Annotated in this window: 16 protein-coding genes; 7 read left to right on the top strand and 9 right to left on the bottom strand. The window is 72.9% G+C overall.

Going from position 1 to position 21,331, the window contains the following annotated elements:
* Positions 1-224 precede the first annotated feature (224 nt).
* Positions 225-374: a hypothetical protein gene (locus ACFQ46_RS08885; RefSeq protein ID WP_380259136.1), complete on the bottom strand. Its 150-nt coding sequence runs from the start codon at positions 372-374 to the stop codon at positions 225-227.
* 367 nt (positions 375-741) lie between these two features.
* On the opposite strand from ACFQ46_RS08885, the gene ACFQ46_RS08880 reads away from it, so the two are divergent.
* Positions 742-2,343, top strand: coding sequence for a methyl-accepting chemotaxis protein (locus tag ACFQ46_RS08880; protein ID WP_380259135.1), 1,602 nt, complete (start codon positions 742-744; stop codon positions 2,341-2,343).
* A 101-nt stretch (positions 2,344-2,444) separates the two neighbouring features.
* On the opposite strand, the gene ACFQ46_RS08875 is transcribed toward ACFQ46_RS08880, so the two are convergent.
* The 3 genes from ACFQ46_RS08875 to ACFQ46_RS08865 all read right to left on the bottom strand — a co-directional run bounded on the left by ACFQ46_RS08875 (position 2,445) and on the right by ACFQ46_RS08865 (position 9,284).
* A complete protein-coding gene (locus ACFQ46_RS08875; protein WP_380259134.1) occupies positions 2,445-5,672 on the bottom strand; it encodes a GAF domain-containing protein in 3,228 nt (1,075 codons plus the stop codon).
* A 195-nt stretch (positions 5,673-5,867) separates the two neighbouring features.
* Positions 5,868-7,580, bottom strand: a complete 1,713-nt coding sequence (locus tag ACFQ46_RS08870; RefSeq protein WP_380259133.1) for a CHAD domain-containing protein — start codon at positions 7,578-7,580, stop codon at positions 5,868-5,870.
* A gap of 174 nt (positions 7,581-7,754) precedes the next feature.
* Positions 7,755-9,284, bottom strand: a complete 1,530-nt coding sequence (locus tag ACFQ46_RS08865; RefSeq protein WP_380259132.1) for a GAF domain-containing protein — start codon at positions 9,282-9,284, stop codon at positions 7,755-7,757.
* 383 nt (positions 9,285-9,667) lie between these two features.
* On the opposite strand from ACFQ46_RS08865, the gene ACFQ46_RS08860 reads away from it, so the two are divergent.
* Positions 9,668-10,174 carry a MarR family winged helix-turn-helix transcriptional regulator gene (locus ACFQ46_RS08860; RefSeq protein WP_380259131.1) on the top strand — a complete coding sequence of 169 codons (507 nt, stop codon included), beginning with the start codon at positions 9,668-9,670 and terminating at the stop codon, positions 10,172-10,174.
* A 176-nt stretch (positions 10,175-10,350) separates the two neighbouring features.
* Here ACFQ46_RS08860 and ACFQ46_RS08855 read toward each other — a convergent pair whose 3' ends face one another.
* The 4 genes from ACFQ46_RS08855 to ACFQ46_RS08840 all read right to left on the bottom strand — a co-directional run bounded on the left by ACFQ46_RS08855 (position 10,351) and on the right by ACFQ46_RS08840 (position 15,578).
* A complete protein-coding gene (locus ACFQ46_RS08855) occupies positions 10,351-11,991 on the bottom strand; it encodes an alkaline phosphatase D family protein (RefSeq protein WP_380259130.1) in 1,641 nt (546 codons plus the stop codon).
* Positions 11,992-12,138: 147 nt separating this feature from the next.
* Complete coding sequence (locus tag ACFQ46_RS08850) at positions 12,139-13,980, bottom strand: putative bifunctional diguanylate cyclase/phosphodiesterase (protein ID WP_380259129.1); 1,842 nt, start codon at positions 13,978-13,980, stop codon at positions 12,139-12,141.
* 112 nt (positions 13,981-14,092) lie between these two features.
* Positions 14,093-14,749, bottom strand: coding sequence for a heme utilization protein (locus ACFQ46_RS08845; protein ID WP_380259128.1), 657 nt, complete (start codon positions 14,747-14,749; stop codon positions 14,093-14,095).
* 37 nt (positions 14,750-14,786) lie between these two features.
* Positions 14,787-15,578 (bottom strand): helix-turn-helix domain-containing protein, encoded by a 792-nt coding sequence (locus tag ACFQ46_RS08840; RefSeq protein WP_380259127.1) that lies wholly within the window; start codon positions 15,576-15,578, stop codon positions 14,787-14,789.
* 87 nt (positions 15,579-15,665) lie between these two features.
* Between ACFQ46_RS08840 and ACFQ46_RS08835 the strand changes: the two genes are divergently transcribed.
* The 5 genes from ACFQ46_RS08835 (at position 15,666) to ACFQ46_RS08815 (ending at position 19,733) form a co-directional block, all read left to right on the top strand.
* Positions 15,666-16,175, top strand: a complete 510-nt coding sequence (locus tag ACFQ46_RS08835) for a VOC family protein (protein ID WP_380259126.1) — start codon at positions 15,666-15,668, stop codon at positions 16,173-16,175.
* 93 nt (positions 16,176-16,268) lie between these two features.
* A complete protein-coding gene (locus ACFQ46_RS08830) occupies positions 16,269-17,903 on the top strand; it encodes a diguanylate cyclase (protein WP_380259125.1) in 1,635 nt (544 codons plus the stop codon).
* Positions 17,904-18,057: 154 nt separating this feature from the next.
* A complete protein-coding gene (locus ACFQ46_RS08825; protein WP_380259124.1) occupies positions 18,058-18,534 on the top strand; it encodes a DUF1992 domain-containing protein in 477 nt (158 codons plus the stop codon).
* 160 nt (positions 18,535-18,694) lie between these two features.
* Positions 18,695-18,862: a hypothetical protein gene (locus tag ACFQ46_RS08820; RefSeq protein ID WP_380259123.1), complete on the top strand. Its 168-nt coding sequence runs from the start codon at positions 18,695-18,697 to the stop codon at positions 18,860-18,862.
* A 22-nt stretch (positions 18,863-18,884) separates the two neighbouring features.
* The gene (locus ACFQ46_RS08815) at positions 18,885-19,733 is read left to right on the top strand and encodes an LLM class flavin-dependent oxidoreductase (protein WP_380259122.1); all 849 of its coding nucleotides are present in this window, start codon (positions 18,885-18,887) and stop codon (positions 19,731-19,733) included.
* A 63-nt stretch (positions 19,734-19,796) separates the two neighbouring features.
* Here ACFQ46_RS08815 and ACFQ46_RS08810 read toward each other — a convergent pair whose 3' ends face one another.
* Complete coding sequence (locus ACFQ46_RS08810; RefSeq protein ID WP_380259121.1) at positions 19,797-21,329, bottom strand: alpha-N-arabinofuranosidase; 1,533 nt, start codon at positions 21,327-21,329, stop codon at positions 19,797-19,799.
* Positions 21,330-21,331 lie beyond the last annotated feature (2 nt).

The raw sequence follows: 21,331 nt of genomic DNA, 5'->3' as shown, positions 1-21,331 counted from the left end.
TCCTTCCGGGCCGTTTTCCCGAGACGTCCGCCCCGGGTCGTGGAGCAGTGCGTGAGCCCTCGGTCTGGACCCGGTGTCGTTCCGGCTGGCCGTGGCGCTCCACCTCGGAAACGTGTTCCGTGGCCGTGCGCCGGTCGATCGCCTCGCCGGTCGTGCTGAGGACGATGCTGGCCCTCACTGACGCGTTCGCAACTCGAAGCACGACAGCGGGCCCGTAGGAGGGCTCAGACCTGCCCGCCGGGGGACACGGGGACCATGTCCCGCGGGCGTCGTGCGTCGGGGGACGCGGGCGGCGTCAACCACACCGCCTCCATGCGGATGGCGGCGCAGACCGCAGCGGCGACCAGTGCGACGCACGTGAGGACCGTGAGCACAGGTGTCCCTCCTCAGGTCGGGAGCGGGAGCGGGAGCGGGGGCGGGGCTGCCCTGGGGGCGGCCTGGTGACCGACACGCTGTCGCCGGTGCGGCGGCTCCGCACCCCGGCCGGTTCCCGTTCCCGGGACACGGTTCCTGAATCACCCTTCCGGCCCATCGGGTGTGACGAACCGTGCGAAGGACGCACGGAGGGTCACCGAGGAGCCGGGTGGGGCACGCGAGGCCGTTCGCGTCCCGTGAAGGTGAACTCCCCGTGAACTCCGTCTCAGCGGCTCGCGCGGCCCGGATCACCGTCGATGTGCAGTGGTGCAACGCTGAACCGGTCGGCGTTCGAAGGGTGGCGACGTCAACATGGGTCAGCAGCAGGTGCTTTCGGATCGAGCGGGTGTCGGTGAAGCGGGCGGCTGGCTCGCCAACCGCCGCGTGGGGACCCGGCTGCTGGCGGCCACGGCGCTGGTCGCCGTCGCGGCCCTCGTCGTCGGTCTGGTCAGCCTGTCGGTGATGCAGAGCCTGCAGACGCAACGCCAGCGCGAGGTGGGCCGTGCCGTCCCCTACATCACCGGTCTGCAGCAGGCCGCCCTGGCGGCGAAGTCGGCGGCCACCGACGAGCGGGGCTTCTTCATCACCGCCGACCAGAAGTACGTCGACGAGAGCCTGGGACGCCAGAAGGGTTTCGACGCCGCGATCGCCACGTCGCGCGCAGCCGCCGACAGCGCGGCGGAGCGAGCGACCCTCGACACCGTCCAGAAGGACGTCGACGCCTGGTTCGGGGCCCTGAGCGCGGAGTACACCCTCGCCGGCACCGACCGGGACGCGGCGGTCACCGCCTCATTCGGGGCCAACCGCGACGCTCGCAAGGCCTACGAGGCCGCGCTGAGCGAGGAGACGGAGCGGGCGAGCACCGCCCTCGCCGCTGGGCAGGACTTCGCCGCCACGGTGCGTCACGGTCAGCTCGTCGTCCTGACGCTGCTGCTGGTCAGCCTGGCCGTCGCGGTCGGGGCCGCCCTCGTCGTCCGCCGCAGCATCGTCTCCCCGCTGCAGCGGGTCACCGACGTCCTCACTCGGGTCGCGGACGGCGACCTCGGGGCCACGGTCGACCTGTCCAGCCGCGACGAGATCGGGACCATGGCCCGCGCCCTCGACCACTCCACCGTCCGCTTCCGCGGCGCCATGCAGCAGATCACCGGGAGCGCCGGTCAGCTGGCCGCCTACGCCGGGCAGCTGACGCAGGTGTCCACCCAGCTCTCCGTGGGCGCGGAGCAGTCGGCTGACCAGTCCCAGGTCGTCTCCGCTGCGACGGAGGAGATCTCCGCCAACATCGGCACCGTGGCCGCCGCGGGCGACGAGATGAGTGCGGCCATCCGCGAGATCGCGGCCTCGACCGCCGAGGCGTCCTCCGTGGCCGCGGCTGCGGTCGCCTCCGCGAGCGAGGCCTCCGCGACGTTGGACCGCCTCTCCGCCTCCTCCCGGGAGATCGGCGACGTCGTCAAGCTCATCACCTCGATCGCCGAGCAGACGAACCTGCTCGCCCTCAACGCCACCATCGAAGCGGCCCGGGCCGGCGACGCCGGAAAGGGTTTCGCGGTCGTCGCCGGGGAGGTCAAGGAACTGGCCCAGCAGACCGCCCGTGCCACCGAGGACATCACCAGCCGGGTCGGGGCCACGCAGACCGACGCCGTCGCCGCCGCGGCCGCCATCGCCGACATCGGTGAGGTCATCGCCCGCATCGACGCGTTGCAGGCCACCATCGCCGCGGCCGTGGAGGAGCAGTCGGCCACCACCTCGGAGATGGTCCGCAACGTCACCGAGGTGTCCAGCGGGTCCCAGGAGATCGCCGCGAACGTCTCCGGCATGGCGGCGTCCGCCGCCGAGGCGACCCGAAGTGCAGGCGACACCGCCAGGACCGCGAACGAGGTGGCCGACACGGCGCGGGAACTGGAGGGTCTGGTCAGCGTCTTCCGCTACTGACCCCGCCGCGACACCGCGGGTCAGCCGGGCCCGTCGCTACCCACGAGGGTCGACCGACGCAGGGGCGGACCCACTCAGGTGCAGTGGTCCGAGGCTGGTCGTCAGTCGGCGGACAGCTCGACCCACACCGTCTTGCCGACCTCCTCGTCGCGCACGCCCCACGCGGTGGCCAGCATGTCGATCATCGCCAACCCGCGGCCGTCCAGTGCATCGGGATCGCTGACGGTCAGCACCGGGTGGCGAGAGTTGTCGTCACTGACCTCGACCCGCACCCTCCGCGAGGTGGCCTCGACCAGCAGCCGGACCTGACTGCGCCCGTGCAGGAAGGCGTTGGTCACCACCTCGCTGACCAGCAGGGTCAGGGTGTCGCACAGGTCTCCGCACTCCGCCAGGCTGCAGCAGTAGTCGTGGACGAAGGTCCGCGCCTGCCCGACGGCGGCCGGTTCAGGATCCAGCACCAGCACAGCTCGGCGGCGGTGCTCACCCGAGTCCTCCGAGGACGGCCCCGTCTCCTCAGGGTCGGCGCTGTCCACGGTGGGGGTTTCGCGCGGGTCGCACCTCGGCCCGGCCTCCACCGGCCGCGGCCGGTCCTCGGGGTGGACGCGCACCGCGAGCAGGGCCACGTCGTCCTCGACCTGGTCCCCGACCCGGGCCAGCAGTTCGTCGCACAGCTCATCGACGCTGAGGTGAGCCAGCTCGGCGACGCTGCCGGCCAGCCAGTCCAGCCCGGCCTGCAGGGTGGCGCCGCGCCGCTCGACGAGACCGTCGGTGCAGAGCAGCACCGTCGAACCCGGCGCCAGCAGAACCTGGTGGTCGTGGCGGGCGGTCTCCGGCGCCACCCCGAGCATCAGGTCCGCCGGGGTCTCCAGGAAGCTCACCGCACCCTCGGGGTCGATCAGGAGCGGGGGCAGGTGGCCGGCGTTGGACCAGCGCAGCAGCCGGGTCCCGGTGCGTCCCTGCTGCGGGACCTGCTCGATGCGGGCCAGGACCACCGTCGCGGTGGTGTCCACCCCGAGGTCGTGGGCGGCGTGGTCGAGGATGGTGAGGATCGCCGCAGGCGGGTCGCCGACGGCGTAGCCGATGCCGCGCAGCAGGTTGCGCAGCTGCCCCATGGCCGCGGCGGCGACGCGGTCGTGGCCGGTGACGTCGCCGATGACCAGGCTGGTGTTGCCGTCGGTGGTGATGAACGCGTCGTACCAGTCCCCCCCGACCTGGGCTTCCTCGGCGGCGGGGGAGTAGCGCACCGCGATGTGCAGGTGGTCCGGCTCGGGCGGGCTGGTCAGCAAGGACCGCTGCAGCGTCTCGGAGAAGCGGGCGACCTCGGTGCTGGCGGCGCTCTCGGCCTCGTGGGCGCTGATGCGTTCGAGCGCCTGCGCGGTCAGGGCCGCGAACGCCTCCAGCAGGCCCTGCTCCGGCTCGGTCCAGGTGCGTTCGGTGGCGAAACCCACCGACAGGCACCCCAGCAGGTGCCCCCGGGCGACCAGCGGCACCGCCGCGGAGGCCTGCACCCCGGCGTCGGCGTGGATCTGCGCCGAACCGGGGAAGGCCGCCTCGGTCTCGCCCCGGTCGGCCAGGAAGTAGCTGACCCCGGTGGCCGCGCTGCGGATCGCCGGGAGGGGGAAGTCGGCCGGGACCCGCTGGACGGTGGTGCGGACCTCGGAGTAGCTGTCGCTGAGGAAGGTGGCGACGTGGATGCCGTCGTCCTCGCGCAGGCACAGCCCGCAGCCGTTGGCCTGCAGGAGTTCACGGCCCTGTTCGCCCAGGACGGCCAGCACCGCTTCCTGGTCCTGGGCGCCGGCCAGGGCGTGGGCGATGGACACCAGCGCCGCCTGACGTGCGGCCGAGACGCGGGCGGATTCGGCGGAGGCCCGTTCGGCGTCCCGGGACCGCAACCGCTGCAGGGCCTGGGCGCACTGGGCGGCGAAGGTGTCCAGCAGGTCCCGCTGCTCGGCGGGGAAGGTCTGCGGTCGTCGCCAGCCGGCCGTCAGCACGCCGATGACCCGCCCGTCGGCGTGCAGCGGGATGGAGGCCCAGGCCTGGCAGCCGGTGGTGGCGTTGGCCCTGACCACGAGCGGGGACATCGCCGCGCACGCCGCCTCGTCGGCCAGCAGCACCCGCTGTCCGGTCCGGGCGGCCACCGTCACGGGCAGGTCGGCCGACAGCGGGAGACGGCCGAAGTCCGCGCGGGTGCCTTCACCGAGGCTGGCGCTGATGTACGACAGCAGCTGGTCGGCGTCCTCGGGGTCGAAGACGGCCACCGATCCCCCATCGGCCCCCAGGGCGCTCAAGCCCTGCTCGGCCACGGTGGTGACCAGGTCGTCGATGTCGTCGGCCTGGGCCAGGGCCAGGGCGATCCGTCCGAGCGCCGACAGCTGCTCACTAGAGCGCCGGGCGGCGGCCTCGGCCTCGTGGCGGGCGGTGATGTCCAGGAAGTACAGCGCGAGTCCCGCACCTCCGGGACCGGTGGTGGGGGTGGCGCGGATCTCGAACCAGGTGTTCAGCGGGGCGGGGTAGTAGGCGTCGAAGGAGACCACCTGACCGGTCTGCACGGCCAGGCGGTAGTTGGTCTCGTAGAGGGTGCCGACGGTGGCGGGGAACAGCTCCCACAGCACCTGACCGGTCAGGTCGTCCCCGGCGGCCCCGAGGACCCGTCGTCCCTGGGTGTTGACGTAGCTGATCCGCCACTCGTGGTCCATCAGCAGGTAGCCGATGGCCATGGATTCGCTGATCTGGGTGACGTGCTCGGCAGCGGCGCGCTCGGCGTGCTGGGACGTGGTGACCTGGACGGCCGCCCGGCGCAGGGTCAGCTCCCGGGTGGCGGTGGTGGCGAGGTCGGCCAGGACGTCCAGCTCGTGCCGGGTCCAGTCCCGGGGCTGGGTGTCGATGGCGCACAGCGACCCGACGGGGACACCGTCGGGGTCGTGGAGGGGGAAGCCGGCGTAGGCGATGACCCCGAGGTCGTCGATGGCGGGGTTGTCGGCCAGGACCGGGTCCTGGCGGGCGTCCCGGACCACCAGGGGGGCGTCGTGGGCCACCACGTACTGGCAGAAGGAGTGCGACAGCCCGGTGCAGCGTGCCTGCTGCCAGGGGGCGGGCAGCCCTTCGGCCCCGGGGAAGACCTGCCCTTCGGTGCTGACCAGGCTGACCAGGGCCACGGGGACACCCAGCGTGGTGCGGACCAGACGGGCGTAGCGGTCGAAGACCTCGTCGGGTCGGTCCGGTGAGGGGACCTCGGACGGCAGCCGGGAGGGCAGGTGGGCGGGGAGCACGTCACTCACCCGTCGGACGGCCAGGTCGGTCTGCGGCCGGTCCCCATCCCCTGCGGTCACTGCCCGATCATGCCAGTACCGCAGCAACGCCCACCGCGATCGTTCGGATCGCCGCGGCTCCGGTCTCCAGTCCGTTCCTGCCGCTGGTGGAGGCAGTGCGCGACCGCGACCGCGAACGAGGTCGCCGACACGGCGCGGGAACTGGAGGGCCGGGTCAGCGTCTTCCGACGCCGACCCGACCCGGCGCGCGTCCGGTCACCGCAGCCAGCGGTGGAGGCGCTTGGCCTGCAGCGCGTCCCAGGCGTCGTCGACGTCGGACTCGCTGAGCCGGGCGTGGGTCTCCTCCTGCGCGAACAGGCGTCCGTAAGCGAAGGCCACCTCGGGCTCCGCCCGAGCGGCCAGGTCGGCCAACCGCTCACGGGTGACGACGGAGTCCTGGTGCTCACCGAGGACCTCCTGCACCGCGGTCGTCGCCGCGGCGAACCGCTTGGCGTCCTTCCCGAACACGACGGCGACCGCCTCGGCGGCGTAGCGCACCTGCTTCGCGGCCTTGCGGGCCTCGTGGAACAGCTCGTCCCGTTCGCGACCGGCGGGGGCGTCCTGTGCGGCGGCCACCAGCCCCGCCAGCGTGCGGTACGTCCGGGCGACGCGCTTCGGGAGTTCCCGCCCGGCGGGGCGACGGGCCTTCGGGCTCGTCGCCGGGTGCTCGACGAACTCCTGGAGGGTGTCCAGCAGGCGTTGGTAGCGCTCGGAGTCCAGTTCCAGGAGCACCTGGTCGTGGGCCCGGCGGTAGTCCGACCCCAGCTGCTCGGCCACCCGCTGCGGCACGGCCCCCGTCGCCGCGGGGTCGTCCGGCTGGTCCTCGGGGGCGACGTCCAACGACGCGACCGCCTGCACCAGGCGGTCGCGCAGGACCTCCGCGTCGCGCGCCCGCCCCAGCTCGGCGGCGAGCCAGCGCAACTCGTCCCGCAACGGTTTCGTCGGTGCGCCCAGCAAGGGCTGGAACGTGCGGAGCGCGCTGCGCAGGCGTCGGGTGGCGACCCGCATCTTGTGCACGCTGTCGGCGTCGTCGGCCCGGACGCGGGCGTCCTGGTCGAAGACCTGCTGGACCTGTTCGCGCAGGTGCAGGAAGAGCACGTCGCCCGCGCTCGACGCCGTCGACAGCTCCTTGCGCCGAGGGGTCGTGCCGCGGGACAACGTCCGGGGTTCCGCCGGGATCGCGGCGGACGGCGTGGTCACCTCGACGGGGACGACCTCCGCGGTTTCGGCGTCGGCGTCGGCCTCGGTGCCAGGGTCGGTGTCGGTGGTGTGGTCGTCGGCCGCGGGTTCTGGCGGCCCTCCCGCCAGGACGCGCCCGACCTTCGAGGGACTCGTCGAGACGACCAGACCGGCCGCACGCAGCGCGGCGTCGACGGCGTCGAAGACCGCACGGTCGCCGTCGAGGAGTTCCAGTTCCACCTCGCGCCACGTCTGCCCCGCACCCGGCTCTCCGGAACCCCCGGCCGGCAGCAGCCGGTGGGCCTCGACCCGGTCGTCGGCGAGTTCCAGCAACCGTCGACCACTCGCGTCGAGGACCGTCTGCACGCTCCGGTGCGTGGACAGCCGGACCACCGGTACGAGCGCCTGCCCCGCGGTGAGGGCCTCGACGAGGCGGCGCAGCGCGACGGGGACGGTGCGGACCGCGCGTCCCAGCGGTACCCGGCGTTCGAGGCGGGCGCCGTCGTCGCCGGGGGTCTTCAGGTGCCACCCGGCGTCGACGCCGCCGGTGCGCCGGCGCAGCGTCGTCCTCGCCCCGGAGAGGCGCAGGTCGGGGGTGTCGAAGTAGACGGCGTCGAGGACGAACTCGCCGCGGTCACCGACGCGCAGCCCGGTCGCGTCGACCTCGGGCAGCAGGGCCGCCAGCGGCGGCAGCTCGGCGTCGGGGGCGAACTCGTACTTCACTTCGATCTCTTCGTGGGCGTCGACCATCCCGCTTGTCTACCCGCCCGCGGACGTCGGCGCACGATCATGCTCGCTACCTGCACGCTGTGGAGTTGACCGACTACCTCGCGTACGCCTCGGGGACACTGCAGAACACGCCCTCGGCGGTGACGAAATCAGCGGAGACGAGGGTGGTGCTCTCGTCGTTCGGTCCGATGACGTTCACGACAGGATGTCGCGAGTGACGGCGAACTGCTCCGTCACCACTCCTCCGATGACGGACTGGGTCTGGTTGATGGCTCCGACCGCGGCGTGGATCTGAGTCAGCGACGCGGTGACCGCCTCGACCCGGTCCTGGATGCTGGCCACCTTGCTGCTGACGCTGGCCGTTGCCCGTTCGGTCTCCCCGGACAGTTCCTTGACCTCCTCGGCGACGATGGCGAAACCGCGTCCGGCCTCACCGGCTCGGGCCGCCTCGATGGTCGCGTTGAGTGCGAGCAGTTTCGTCTGCGCGGCGATGGCCTGGATCGCCCGGACCACCTCGTTGATCTCGTTGCTGGCCTGCTGCAGGGCGGCTACCTCGACGTTGGCCTCCGCGGCCAGGGCTTCGCCGTGGGCGGCGACCCCTGAAGCCGTGACCACGTTGCGCTCCACCTCTTCGATCGAGGACAGCAGATCGGTGCCGGCCGTGGTGAGGCGGTCGGCAGCGGCGAAGCGTTCCATCGCCTGACCGATGAGGAACGCGGTGTTGCGCAGAGCGCTCTCGCGGCTCTCGGACATCACCAGGGTTCTGGTCGCGAAGAAGTCCATGGTGCCGACCACCCGACCGCCGACCGCGATGGGCAGGCAGACGCCTGACTTCACCCCGGCACGCTGGGCCACGGGCGCGCGGACGCAGTCGGTCATCTCCCCGAGGTCCTCCACGAAGAGGAGGTCCTGCTTCGCCCAGGCGCGTCCGGACAGACCCACGCCCTTGGCGAAGGAGGCGGAGAGGGTCACCTGCCGGAACTCCGTGCCCGCGTCGCCCGACTCCCGTTCGAAGCGCAGCACCTGCTGGGCGGGTGGTGCGCTCTCGTCAAGGCGCCAGAACGACCCGTACTGCCAGTCGAATTCGCGACGGATGGTGTCGAGGGCCACCTGCAGCGCGTCCTGCTCGCTGGCGGCGGAGGTCAGTTCGCGGATGAGGGTGGACACGGCCGCGACGTCCTGGGCCGCCTTCTCCTGGCGCACGGCTTCGTCCAGCCGGGCCACTGCGACGGAGATGAGCGTGGCGACGCTGCGCAGGACGGCCATCCGCCCTGCGGAGGGGGTGATCTGCTCGGTCGTGAAGAAGTCCATGGTGCCCACGACGTGCCCGTCCCGCAGGATCGGGAAGCTGATGCCGGCCCGGATGCCGTCTCGTTGAGCCACCGGGGCGCGCACGCAGTCGCTGAGCTCGGAGAGGTCGGCGACGAAGACCAGGTCACGCTGGCGCCAGGCGCGTCCAGACAGGCCGACCCCCTCCGCGAAGGTGGCCTCGAGAGTCACCCGGCGGAACTCCGCCCCGGCCACTCCGCTGTCCTGGGCGAACCGCAGCACCCTCGCGGTGCGGTCCAAGCGCCAGAAGGAGCCGTATGCCCAGCCGAAGTGGCCGCGGACGGTCTCCAGGGCGATGCGGATCGCGTCCTCAGGAGTTCGCGCCTTCTCCAGCGACGCGACGACCCCGGTCATCGCGTCGAGGTCCGCTCCGGCTTCGGCGAGCTGATGGGTCAACGAGGTGACGGTTCTCGTCGCCTGCCGAGCGAACATCTGGGTCCCTCCGGAGCTGTGTGTGGTCGAGGGCGATCACCGGGTCGGAACAGCCCTGGTTCTTTCAGCACTGAAGGAATCGGCGCGATCCACCACGACCTGTACTGCTGCGTCCGGGCGAGCCCTGGACCGGGGTGAGCGTGGACACCTTCCGGGGATGCCGCGTCCAGAGCCCCCGACGTGTGCCCTGTTCCGCCGCCGCACGAGGGGGCCGGACCACGTCTGGATGCTGATCCGGTCACATCTGGATGTTTCACGTCTCAAAGGGTCTGAGGTCCGCGACCGAGGAGAGGTTCATGGCCGCCACCACCGCTCTGTCCGATGGACTCTCGAACAACGGTCGAACAGTGGCTCCTGTCGCCTGGGCGTACGGGAACCGACTGCCGGGCGTGCACGAGGGGCACGACGTCATCGCCCGGTCGCCCCTCACGGGTTCGGAGGTCGGTCACCTCACCCTGCAGGCAGGTCTGAGCCTCCTGGACCTCCTCGATGAGGTTGCTGTGCAGGTCGGTTTGCAGGCGAGTGACCTCCGGGCGATGTACCTCCTGCGGATCGTCGGCGAACTGAGCGCAGGGGAGCTCGCCCGGCGCGTGCTGGTGCCGCAGTCGTGCGTGACTCTCATCGCGAAGCGCCTCGAGGCCGAGGAGTTCCTGGTCCGCCGGCGCTACCACGTCGACGGGCGGAAGGTCGTCCTGTCTCTGACCTCGGCGGGCGAACGGGCCATCGACGAGTACGCGGTCCTGGTGCGCAGCCGGATGCGGGAGTTCTTCGCCCCGCTGTCGGCGGCGAGCGCTGCAGCGCTGGCTGCGCTGCTCGGTGAGGTCGTCGAGCCGGTCGGGACCCAGCCGGTGTGAACCGTTCGACCGGCGGCAGCAGCAGCACCTCGGTCGTGGTGAGCGGCCCGGCCTCGACGCTGCTGCTGTGACCGAGCTGTCAGCTGTCGACCCGCGGTCGGTAGTCCGCCCGTCGCCCCGGGGAGCGGTGTCGCCGGCGGGGCGGCGCCTCGACGACACCGCCCCGCCGGCGGCGCTCAGGCCTCCTGCAGCCCGGGGTGCCCGGCCTCGACGACGAAGGTCGCGCGGGTGCCCGCCGCGGCACCCGGCTGCGACACCCGGTCGAGCACCCGGAACTCGGCGCGCATCTCGTGCCGGTCCAGGCGAGCGACGACGTAGCCGCGCTGGTTGTTGGCGAGCTTCAGGTCGGGGTTGTCGGCCAGTTCGCTGTCGCGGGTCGCGTAGTCGTCACCCCCGTCACCCCCGGACGTGATCGAGGTGGCGACCAGTTCGACGCCCACGGGAGCGGAGCCCGGGTCGGTGGCGACCCGGGAGAGGTCCGCCGCGTAGTGCTTGTGCACGTCGCCGGAGAGGACGACGGGGTTCTCCACCCCGCGTTCGGCGAACTCGTCCAGCAGACGCTGGCGGTTGGCGGTGTACCCGTCCCAGGAGTCGGGGTTGAAACCCCGGTCGACACCCGGGACGTAGTCGTGCTCGTGGAACATGACCTGCTGGGCGATGACGTCCCACGTCGCGCCGGAGCGTTCGAGACCGTCGAGCAGCCACGCCTCCTGCTCCTCGCCTATGATGGTGCGCTGGGGTTCGTCGCGTTCCGGGCCGGCGGTGGGGAAGCTGTCCCCACCGGACTGGTCGTCGCGGAACTGGCGGGTGTCGAGCACGTGGAAGTTCGCCAGCCGTCCCCAGGTGAGACGGCGGTACAACTGCATGTCGGCCCCGGTGGGGCGGGCGTCGGCGCGCAACGGCATGTTCTCGTAGTAGGCCTGGTAGGCCGCGGCCCGGCGGGCCGTGAACTCCTCGAGCGTCGGCACCGGGACCTGTTCCTCGGCGACGAGTGCGGCGTAGTTGTTCTCCACCTCGTGGTCGTCCCAGGTGACGATCCACGGCGCCACCGCGTGCGCGGCCTGCAGGTCCGGGTCCGCCTTGTACTGGGCGTGGCGCTGGCGGTAGTTGGCCAGCGACACGGTCTCCGGGCCCATGTGGTCGCGCACGTTGCTGCCCGACGGCGAGACGTAGGTGTCCGCCTGGTACTCGTAGATGTAGTCCCCGAGGAAGACGACCACGTCCGGCTGTTCCTCGGCCAGGCGGCGGTAGGCGGTGAACCAGCCGTGTTCGTACTGCGCGCAGGACGCGAACGCCATGGTCAGCGGTGTGCCCCATGAGTTCCGGGCGGGCGCGGTGCGGGTCAGGCCGACCGGGGAGACCTCCCCGCCGGGACCCGCGAGGCGGAAGCGGTAGAAGAACTCCCGTCCGGAGGGCAGACGGTCGACCTCGACGTGGACGCTGTGCCCGAGCTGGGACGGGGCGACCGTCCGGCCGCTGCGCACGATGCGGCGGAACGCGTCGTCCTCGGCGAGTTCCCACTCGACGGGGACGTCGCGGTCCGGCATGCCGCCCCGCCCGTCCTCGGCGTAGGGGTAGGGCGCCAGTCGCGTCCACAGGACGATGCCGTCGGGCGTGGGTTCCCCGGAGGCGACGCCGAGGGTGAAGGGGTTGCCCAGGCGTGAGGCGAAGGACTTCGTCGCCCGGCCGGGGCTCTGGGTCGCGGACGCGCTGTGCTGACCGGCCACGAGCAGGCCGGTGCCGGCGGCTGCGCCGGCGAGGACGCTGCGGCGGCCCAGGCCGCCGGCGGGGGTGCTGACGAGGGGGAACGTGGTCACGGGGATCCTCACGAGGCGGGTGGCTGCGGTGCACTCCGGATGCCCCGAACCCTTCCCGTGCTGGGCCAATCCACAGCTGACGCCGAACAACCCCTCGGTGAACGCTACGCAGATCCTGTGTGCCCGGTCCCGCCCCGCGGGCTCCGCTCAGGACCACCGGAGTTCGGGTGCGGGTGCGGGTCGGGCCACGTGGTAGCCCTGCAGGGCCATCACCCCCAGACGCCGCAACTCGGCTTCCTGCTCCGCGGTCTCCACCCCTTCCGCGGTGATCCTCAGACCGAGGCCGACCGCGAGGTTGGTCAGCATCTGCACGACCGCGCGGTCGCTGTCCCGCTGCAGCATGCCGTGGACGAAGGACCGGTCGATCTTCATGCCCGAGACGGGGATCGCAGAGAGGTTGCGCAGGCTGGAGGCCCCCGCTCCCATGTCGTCGATGACCAGCGCCACACCGGTGCCGGCCAGGGTGCGCAACTGGGGGGCCGCGATCTCGAGGGTGGAGAGCGACGCCGTCTCCGGCAGCTCCAGGCGCAGGTGCTCAGGACTGCACCCCGAGCGGGCGACCGCGTCCAGGATGCTCTCGGCGAAGTCGGGAGTGGACAGGGACGCGGGGGACACGTTGACGTTCACGAGGGGTGGGGTCTGGGCTCGGGTCCGCTCCCGCTCCCGCAGCCAGGCGGCGAGCTGGTCCAGGGCGGTGCGCATCACCCACCGGTCCAGGGACACCTCGAGGCGCTCGGCGTGGGCACGCTGCAGGACCTGGTCGGCGCCCAGCAGCCCACGGTCGGGGTGCCGCCAGCGCACGAGGGCCTCGGCGCTGAGCAGGTGTCGCGTCTGGGCGTCGACGATCGGCTGGTAGTGCAGCTCGAGTTCTCCGCGCTGGAGGGCCTGCTGCAGGGACAGGACCGGCGTCACCCCGCCCACGGCGAGGTCGTCGCCGACGGTGGAGGTCATGGTGATGCGGTCACCGCCGGCCTGCTTGGCGCTGTACATGGCCATGTCCGCCTCGCGGACCAGCGTGTCGGCGCCGACGGCTCGTGGCAGCGGGACCGACAGGGCCGCACCGAGGCTGGCGGTGCTGCGGGCGCGAGGATCGAGGTCGGGGTCGGGGCGACGCACCGCCTCCAGGTGGCGGGTGGCGATCGCGTGCAGGGCCCGGCCGGCGCTCTCCTCGTCGTGGGCCTGCACGAGACAGGCGATGACGAACTCGTCACCGCCGAGGCGGGCCACGACGTCCTGGGGTCGGGCCTCGGCCCGCAGTCTCTTCGCCACCGAGCGGATGAGGGCGTCGCCCGCGTTGTGCCCCAAGGTGTCGTTGACGGTCTTCAGCCGGTCGAGGTCGATGAAGACGACCCCGACCCGGGTCGGTACGGCATCGACCACCTCGGCCGCGCCGGCGATGAGGCGCTCCAGCTGGGCGAAGAACGCGCCGCGGTTGACCAGTCCGGTCAACGGGTCCCGGCTGGCGTGCCAGGCCATCCGTCCGGCCGCGGCCTCCATGAGGACCGCGACCGGGAGCGCCTTCCACTGCACCGTCCCGTCGGCTGCGCTCCGGCGGACCGTCAGGTCGTCGTTGCGGCGGTGGGCGGGACGTTCGAGCACGACCTCCAGGCCCGCGCCGACGCCGGCGTCCGCGGGCAGGACACGGGCGTCGAAGTCGGTGACCTCGGCCACGGTCCGGCGGGCCAGCAGGGCCCGCCCGAACCCGAAGGGCCCGCCGAGGGCGTGTTCGAACCGCTGGCGCTGGATCGTCCCGACCTGTTCGGCCACCCGGTCGAGGACCACGACGCTGGTGTGCTCGTGCGCGGCGCCGGCCCGCAGGCGGCGGTCGAGTTCCGCGCAGGTCGTGCTCGCGTCCACGACCCAGACGGGTTCGGCCAGTTCCCACAAGGAGGTCGACTCCCGGGCGGGGAGAGCTGAGAGCCGCACGGCGTCCGTGATCGTCATGTCCAGCTGATCGGTCGGCGTCCCGCCGTCGGCGAGCTCGTGCACCTGGTGTTCATCCTCCCCGGTCAACGATCACCCGTTCGCGGCACGTTCGCGGCCACCGGGTGACGGTTGCCGTCTGCCCGGGGAAACGAGGTCCGCGCACCCGGCGACCGTCTCATCCCAGGGTCCACGTCTTCAGGTGTTCGCACACCAGGCTGCGCCACCACCGCCCGCTCCAGTCGGAACTGGCGGTGCGGTACAGGGTCACGGTGCGACCCCGGAAACCCTGCGGTACCTCGACGTCGAGACCGGTGACGAACTCGCCCACCTCGTCGTGCAGGTCGGGACGTTCGTAGAGGTCGTGCGAGGCCAGGGACAGGTGGGCCAGGAAGCCGGTGCGGTCGAAGCCGTGGACCTGCGGGGAGTTCATCGGCAGCCGCAACGGCGCCACGGCGGCGTCGACCGCGGCGGCGAGGTCCACGAACTCGGTGTTCGGGCTCCCGTCGGCGCGGTGGTGCACGTCGTAGACGAAACCCACCCCGCTGGGCCGCACCCCGCGGTTGTGGACGTCGAAACCGGGGCGGCCCGCCAGGGCGGCGTCGAGGGCGGTGACGACCGCGTCCTCGTCGCGGCCCAGGTGCTGGCTGCCCACCAGGGTGGCGTGCGGCGGGAACGCCCCGGCCGAGACGAACCCGTACTGCGCCCGGAGCTGGGCGGTGATGGTCGTCACGGCCAGGCACGTCCGCGGGTCGGGCCGCAGGTAGACGCCGTAGCGGTAGGGATCGCCCACGTCGCGGGCCCGTTCCCCGGGGCGCAACGCCTCGCCGTGCATGCGGCGAACGTACCCGGCTCGCGCCGGACCCGGGACGTCAGGTCGCCCCGGAGCGGCGGTACGCGCCGGGGGCCATGCCGAGGACCGCGCGGAAGTCGTGGGTCAGGTGCGCGTGGTCGGCGTAGCCGAGGTCGGCGGCGATGCGGGCCAGGTCGGCGCCGGGATCGTTCCGGACGCGCTCGGCGGCCTCCTGCAACCGGCGGCGACGGATCATCGCCGCGGGCGGGAGGCCGACGTAGCGGCGGGCGAGGCGTTGCAGGGTGCGCGGTGACGTCGCGAGCCGGAGGGCGAGGTCCTCCACCCGGAGGACCTCGGGGTCGGAGTCGATGAGCTCGGCCATCGCGTTGGCCAGTGACGCCTCCGCGGACGGTTCCCCGACGTGGGCGGCGAGCCAGTCGGCGAACGCGGCGGCTCCCCGGGCGGGGAGACCGTCGGCCGGGCCCGACGTCGCGTCCCGGACGGCCGCCAGCAGGTCGGGCAGGTCGAGGCGCCGGTAGGCGTCGCGCAACGCCGTGGGGTCGTCGGTGAAGGCGGGCACCGCCGCCGGCAGCAGCTGCGCACCGACGGCCCAGCCGCTCCCGCTGAGGTCCTGGTGCGAACGCCGTGTCGTCGGCCCGGCGAGGCCGACGAAACCACCGTCGCGGCTGTCCACGACGAGGTTGCAGGCCGGGAAGGCCACGACGTGCTGGCGGGAGACCCGGCCGGCGTCGACGTCCCACTGCGGGACCCAGAACCAGCGCACCAGCCCGCGCACCGCCTCGGGGGCGGGTACCCGGGTGAAGCGGGGCAGGCGCGCGGGGTAGAGGATCCCGCGGTCCGCTCCGGTCACGTCCGCACGCTACCGCCGGGGTCGTGGCGCCGGGGTTGGCGCGAATCTCCAAGCCCGACCCGGGCGGCGGCGCCTAGCGTCGCGACCATGAGCGAAACGACCGGTCGCCGGGCCGCGCACGGCGAGCACACCACCCACGGGGTCCCGCACGGTTTCAGCGGCATCACCCCGTTCCTGACGATCGCGCGCGCCCGGGAGGCCGTCGAGTTCTACCGCGACGTCTTCGGCGCGCGGGTCGTCGACGTGACCGAGATGGGTGGCGTCGTCGTCCACGCCGAGCTCGCCCTGGGCGGCGGTCACCTGCAGCTGGGGGAACCGAACCCCGACCACCACCTCGTCCCGGCTCCGGACGGCGACGACGACTGCTACTCCCTCGGGTTCCACTGCGCCGACGTCGACGCCGTGGCGGCGCGCGCCGAGGCGGCCGGGGCGACGATCCGCGAACCCCCGACCGACTTCGTCTCCGGCGACCGCTTCGCCAGCGTCCGCGACCCGTTCCGGGTGCGGTGGTCGGTCATGACGCGCGTCGAGGACCTGTCCGAGGAGGAGAGCGCCCGCCGGGTCGCGGAGTGGGCCGCCGCCGCCGTCGCCGGGTGACGTGACGTCCCCGCCCGTCCGCCGCGCACTTCAGTCCGCCCCCCGGTCGGTCGACACCCAGGAGGAGGGTGTCGAGCGCGGAGGGGGCAGGCGGTGGACGGACCAGCGACCACGGTGATCGTCGACTCCCCGTCCCCGGAGGTGCTGCAGGCCGCCCTGCACGACGTCGCGTTCCTCGTCGGCCACGACGTCGAGGCCGCCGCGAGCCGTGCGGGGTTCCTCCTGCACCAGGTCCGCGACCACGTCCCCGGTCCGGAGCGGACGGGGCTCGGGTGGCAGGCGGAGCTCGTCATCGCCGACGCCGCGGGCCGCCGCGGTGACGCGGAGCGCCTCGGGGTCGTCGCGCAGGCCGCGCTCGCGTGGGCCGACGGGGCGGGAGACGCGTTCGTCGCCGCCCGCGCCCACCAGTTGCTCTCGACCCTGCACGAGATCCTCGGCGACGGCGGACTCGCCCTCGAGCACGCCGTGCAGGGCGTGGAGCGCCTCCCGGCCGACGCTCCCGCGTGGGTGCACGGTGACCACCGGTCCCGGCTCGGCATCACCCACGAGGTCCTCGGCGACTTCGACGAGGCCCGCACCCGGTTCACCGGGCTGCTGCGGGCGGCGGAGGCCCAGGGCGACCAGAACCTGCGGCTGCGGACGCTGAACAACCTCGCCTACCTGGAACTCCGCGCGGGGCGGGAGGCCGAGGCCGCGGCCCTCGCGGCGGAGCTGCTGGAGCACTCCCGGCGGACGGGCCGGGCGCTGAGCGCCGCGGCCTGGGACACGGTCGCGCACGTCCGCATGGGGGCGGGCCGGTGGGACTCCGCGGAGGCCGTGCTGCGCGACGCCCTCGGCGACGCGCGCCTGATCACGGAGGCCGGGGACGTCGCGAGCCTGCGCATCAACCTCGCCCGGTGCCTGCGCCACCTCGGCCGCTTCGCCGAGGCGGCGCAGAGCCTGGCCGCCGCGGCCGAGAAGTGCGCGGACCTCTCCTTCGGCGAGGTGGGGGCCGACCTGGTGCTCGAGCAGTGCGAACTGGCCGCGGCCACCGGTGACTTCGAGGGCGCCTACCGGCTGCACCGCAGGTTCTACGACCTCACGATGGAGCGCGTCTCGGCGGCGAAGCACCACCGGGCCCGGGTCCTCGCCGCGATCTACGCGACGACCGAGGCCCGTCGCGCCGGCGAGCACTACCAGCGGCTGGCCGAACGCGACCACCTCACCGGGCTGTTCAACCGCCGCTACGTCGAGGACGTCGTCCCGGCGCGGGTGGCGGCGTCCGGTGGACGGGGGTGGGCGATCGCCCTGCTCGACCTCGACCACTTCAAACGCGTCAACGACACCCACTCCCACCAGGTCGGTGACGAGGTGCTGCAGCAGTTCGCCCGCTACCTGGAGCAGTTCTGCGGGCCGGGTGAGATCGCCGCCCGCCTGGGCGGTGAGGAGTTCCTGCTGCTGCTGCGCGACGACCACGACCACGACCACGACGACGACGACGACGATGACCAGGGGCGCGCGCGCGTCACCGTCCTCCGGTTGCTGGAGGCCGTGCGCTCGCATGACTGGAGCGTCCTCGCCGTCGGCCTGCGCGTCACCTGCAGCGCCGGGCTCGTCCCGGTCGGCGGTGGCGGGTCCGCCCTGGTCGACGCGCTGGCCGTGGCCGACCGGAACCTCTACGCCGCGAAGCGCGCGGGTCGTGACCGGTTGCGTTCCGACGCCCCGCGCAGGCGCCGCGACCCGCGCTGAGCCGCGCCGGGTCGATCCGCCGGTCTTCCCCGGCGCTGCGGATCACCGCTGGCGTTCCGCGTTGACCGGTGGCGGAGCGCTGACTACTTTCGGGACCAGGGTTCGCGACGGGTCACGACGACGGGTCACGACGACGGGTGAGGTGGGTGGCGCGGTGAGCGAACGCAAACCTCCCGGCACGTCCTTCGAGGACTGGGTCGAACGCCAGGTGCGCGAGGCGCAGGAACGTGGCGACTTCGACCACCTCCCGGGGGCCGGAGCGCCGCTGCGCGGCCTGGACCGCGACTTCTCGGCCGAGGAGTGGGCGGCGGACAAGGCCCGCCGCGAGGGCTACGACGTCAGCGCCATGCTCCCGCCCGCGCTGGCCCTGCGTCGCGAGCGGGAGGACATCCTGCGCGACCTCGGTCGGCTGCACTCCGAGTCGCTGGTGCGGGCCGAGGTCGAGGGGTTCAACGACCGGGTGCGTGAGCTCTACCGACGACCCAGTGACGGGCCCCTCGTCGTGGTGGCGCTGCTCCAGGAGTCCGTCGTGCTCGAGGCGTGGCGTGCCGCCCGACCCGCTCCGGTCGTGGCGGCCCCGGTCACCCCTCCGCCGCGTCGCCGGAGGTGGTTCCGCCGCGACCGCGGGTGAGTGATCCGCTGCGCAGCGGAGCCGCAGTGCGCCCAACCCGGGGGGGATCCCCCGAACGTGGGCGTACCCCGTCGCGGCCGGCGCATCCTGACGTGCGTCGCCACCCGCGGCGCTCGGGGAGGAGGACCTGTGGACGACCTCCCCGCGCTGAGCGAGCGGGGTGCTGGGTCTGGTGGCCGGGGGGTTGCCCGCCGTGGTGGTCGCCCACACCGTGGGGCTGGCGCTCCCGGACCTCGCGCACGAACTGGCGCTGCTGCGCGAGCGCTACGGCGTGGACAGCACCGCCTCCGCCGTGGCGCGGGCGCGCGCCGTCGGTGACCTGGACTGATCCGGTTCCGTAGGGTGCGAGGGTGCTCGAACTCTCCTGCGTGGTCCTGAACGACCTGCACCCCACCGCCTTCACCGAGACCGCGCGCGCCGTCGAGGCCGTGGGGTTGCGCACGGTGTTCTGCTACGACCACCTGTCCTGGGAGTCCCTGCGCGACGGGCCCTGGTACAACGCCGTGCCGTTGCTGGCGGCGGCCGCCACGGTCACGACCACGGTGCGGCTGGGCACGCTCGTCGCCTCCCCGAACTTCCGTCACCCGGTGACCTTCGCGCACGAGGTGATGACCCTCGACCAGCTGAGCGGGGGGCGCCTCGAACTCGGCGTGGGGGCGGGGACGGCGAGGCACGACGCCACGGTGCTGGGGGTCGCGGAACTCACCCCCGCGCAGCGGCAGTCGCGCTTCGAGGAGTGGACGACGCTGCTGAGCACGGTCCTGGCGCAGCGGGCCACCGACGTAGCGGGGGCGCGGTACACGGCGCTCGACGCCCGCAACGTCCCCGGTCCGGTGGCCGGCTCGATCCCGCTGACGGTGGCCGCGGCCGGTCCGCGGGGGATGCGCTTCGCCGCCGCCGTCGGGGACACCTGGGTGACCTACGGCGACCGTCGTCCGGGGTCCGAGGAGACCGTCGAGCGGTTCACCGCCCCGGCTGCCCGCTTCGCGCAGGTCCCCGGTGCGGCGGGCGTCCGGGCGATGGCGCTGCTGAGCCTGGACGAGGAGGCGGCCTACCGGGACTACCCGCGGTTCGCGGCCGCCCTGGAGGCGGCGGGCTTCGACGAGGTCGTCGTGCACTGGCCCCGCGACGACGGCCGGGGGATGCCCGTCGACGTCCTCGACACGGTGCTGCGGACGCACGGGCTGGGCCGGACGTGAGAGCGCTCGGGTGCGACCTGTCCGGCCGCACCCGAGCGCGTCGAGGGGTGTTCCCCGCGATCCTCAGGCGAGGGTGAGTTCCACCGTCGCGAAGGAGTGCGGGGGCAGGTCGACGACGAGCGTGTCGCCCTCGCGGCGGGCGCCGTCGAAGGCGACGGGCGCCACGGCGGAGGGGTCCTGCACCGTGTTGTGCGCCTGCAGGGAAGGAGCTGCGAGGATCTTCGCGGTCGCGACCTGCCAGTCACGTCCCCGCAGGTCGAGCCGGACGGTGCCGCCGCCCTCGGCGTCGAGGTTGGTCAGCGAGACCAGCGCGCTGCCCTCCCGCGAACTCACCGAGGTGGTCAGCGTCGCGTACTCGCCGACCTCGCCGCGGTAGCGGGCGTCGGAGCTCACGACCTGCACCGGGTGGCTGGTGGCGTCCTGGTGCCCGGCGTTCATCGCGAACACGTGGTAGGTCGGGGTGAGGACCATCTTCGCGCCGTCGGTCAGCACCATCGCCTGCAGCACGTTGACCGTCTGGGCGATGTTCGCCATGACCAGCCGGCGGGCGTTGGCGTGGAAGACGTCGAAGTGCAGACCGGCGACGAGCGCGTCGCGCAGGGTGTTCTGCTGGAACAGGAACCCCGGGTTGGTGCCGGGTTCCACGTCCCACCAGGTGCCCCACTCGTCGCAGACGAGACCGATGGTGGCCTCGGGGTCGTAGGCGTCCATGACCCGCGCGTGCCCGCGGACGATCTCGTCGATGCGCCAGGCGTTGAGGATGGTGCGGTGGTACTCCTCGGCGTCGAACTCCGTCGCCGAGCCCTTGTGCTGCCAGTCGTCGCTGGCGTGGGTGTAGTAGTGGAACGACAGGGCCTGCCAGCGCGTGTGGTGGCGTTCCTCGACCGGCCCGCCGAGGGTGCTGATCGACTTCATCAGCGTCTCGGTCCAGTGGTAGTCGTCCCGGTTCGGCCCGGCCGCGATGCGGTACAGCTCGTTGCCGTCGTGGTTGCGGGCGTAGGTCGAGAACTGGCTGGCGAGCTGGGTGTACTGCTCGGCGGTCATGTTGCCGCCGCAGCCCCACGACTCGTTCCCGATGCCCCAGAAGGGGACCTTCCAGGGTTCGGTGCGCCCGTGCTCGCGGCGCAGCCGGGACATCGGGGCGTCGCCGGAGCGGGTGAGGTACTCGACCCAGTCGCTCATCTCGGCGACGGTGCCGGAGCCCACGTTGCCCGAGACGTAGGGCTCGGCCCCCAGCAGCTCGCAGAGCTGCATGAACTCGTGGGTGCCGAAGGAGTTGTCCTCGACGACGTCGCCCCAGTGGGTGTTGACCATCGAGGGGCGTTCCTCGCGCGGGCCGACGCCGTTCATCCAGTGGTACTCGTCGGCGAAGCAGCCCCCCGGCCAGCGCAGGTTGGGGATGCTGATCTCCTTCAGGGCCTGCACGACGTCGTCGCGCACCCCTGCGGTGTTCTGGATCGGGGAGTCCTCCCCGACCCAGAACCCCTCGTAGATGCACCGGCCCAGGTGCTCGGCGAAGTGGCCGTACAGGTGTCGGCTGATGGTCGCGCCCGCCACGTCGAGGTCGACGACGCCGTGCAGGTTTCCGGTGCTCACAG

Source organism: Kineococcus sp. GCM10028916 (assembly GCF_042674865.1).
In the GTDB taxonomy this organism is placed as follows: Bacteria; Actinomycetota; Actinomycetes; order Actinomycetales; family Kineococcaceae; genus Kineococcus.
The sequence above is the reverse complement of the archived record's forward strand: the minus strand, read 5'-3'. Positions and strand labels throughout refer to the sequence as shown.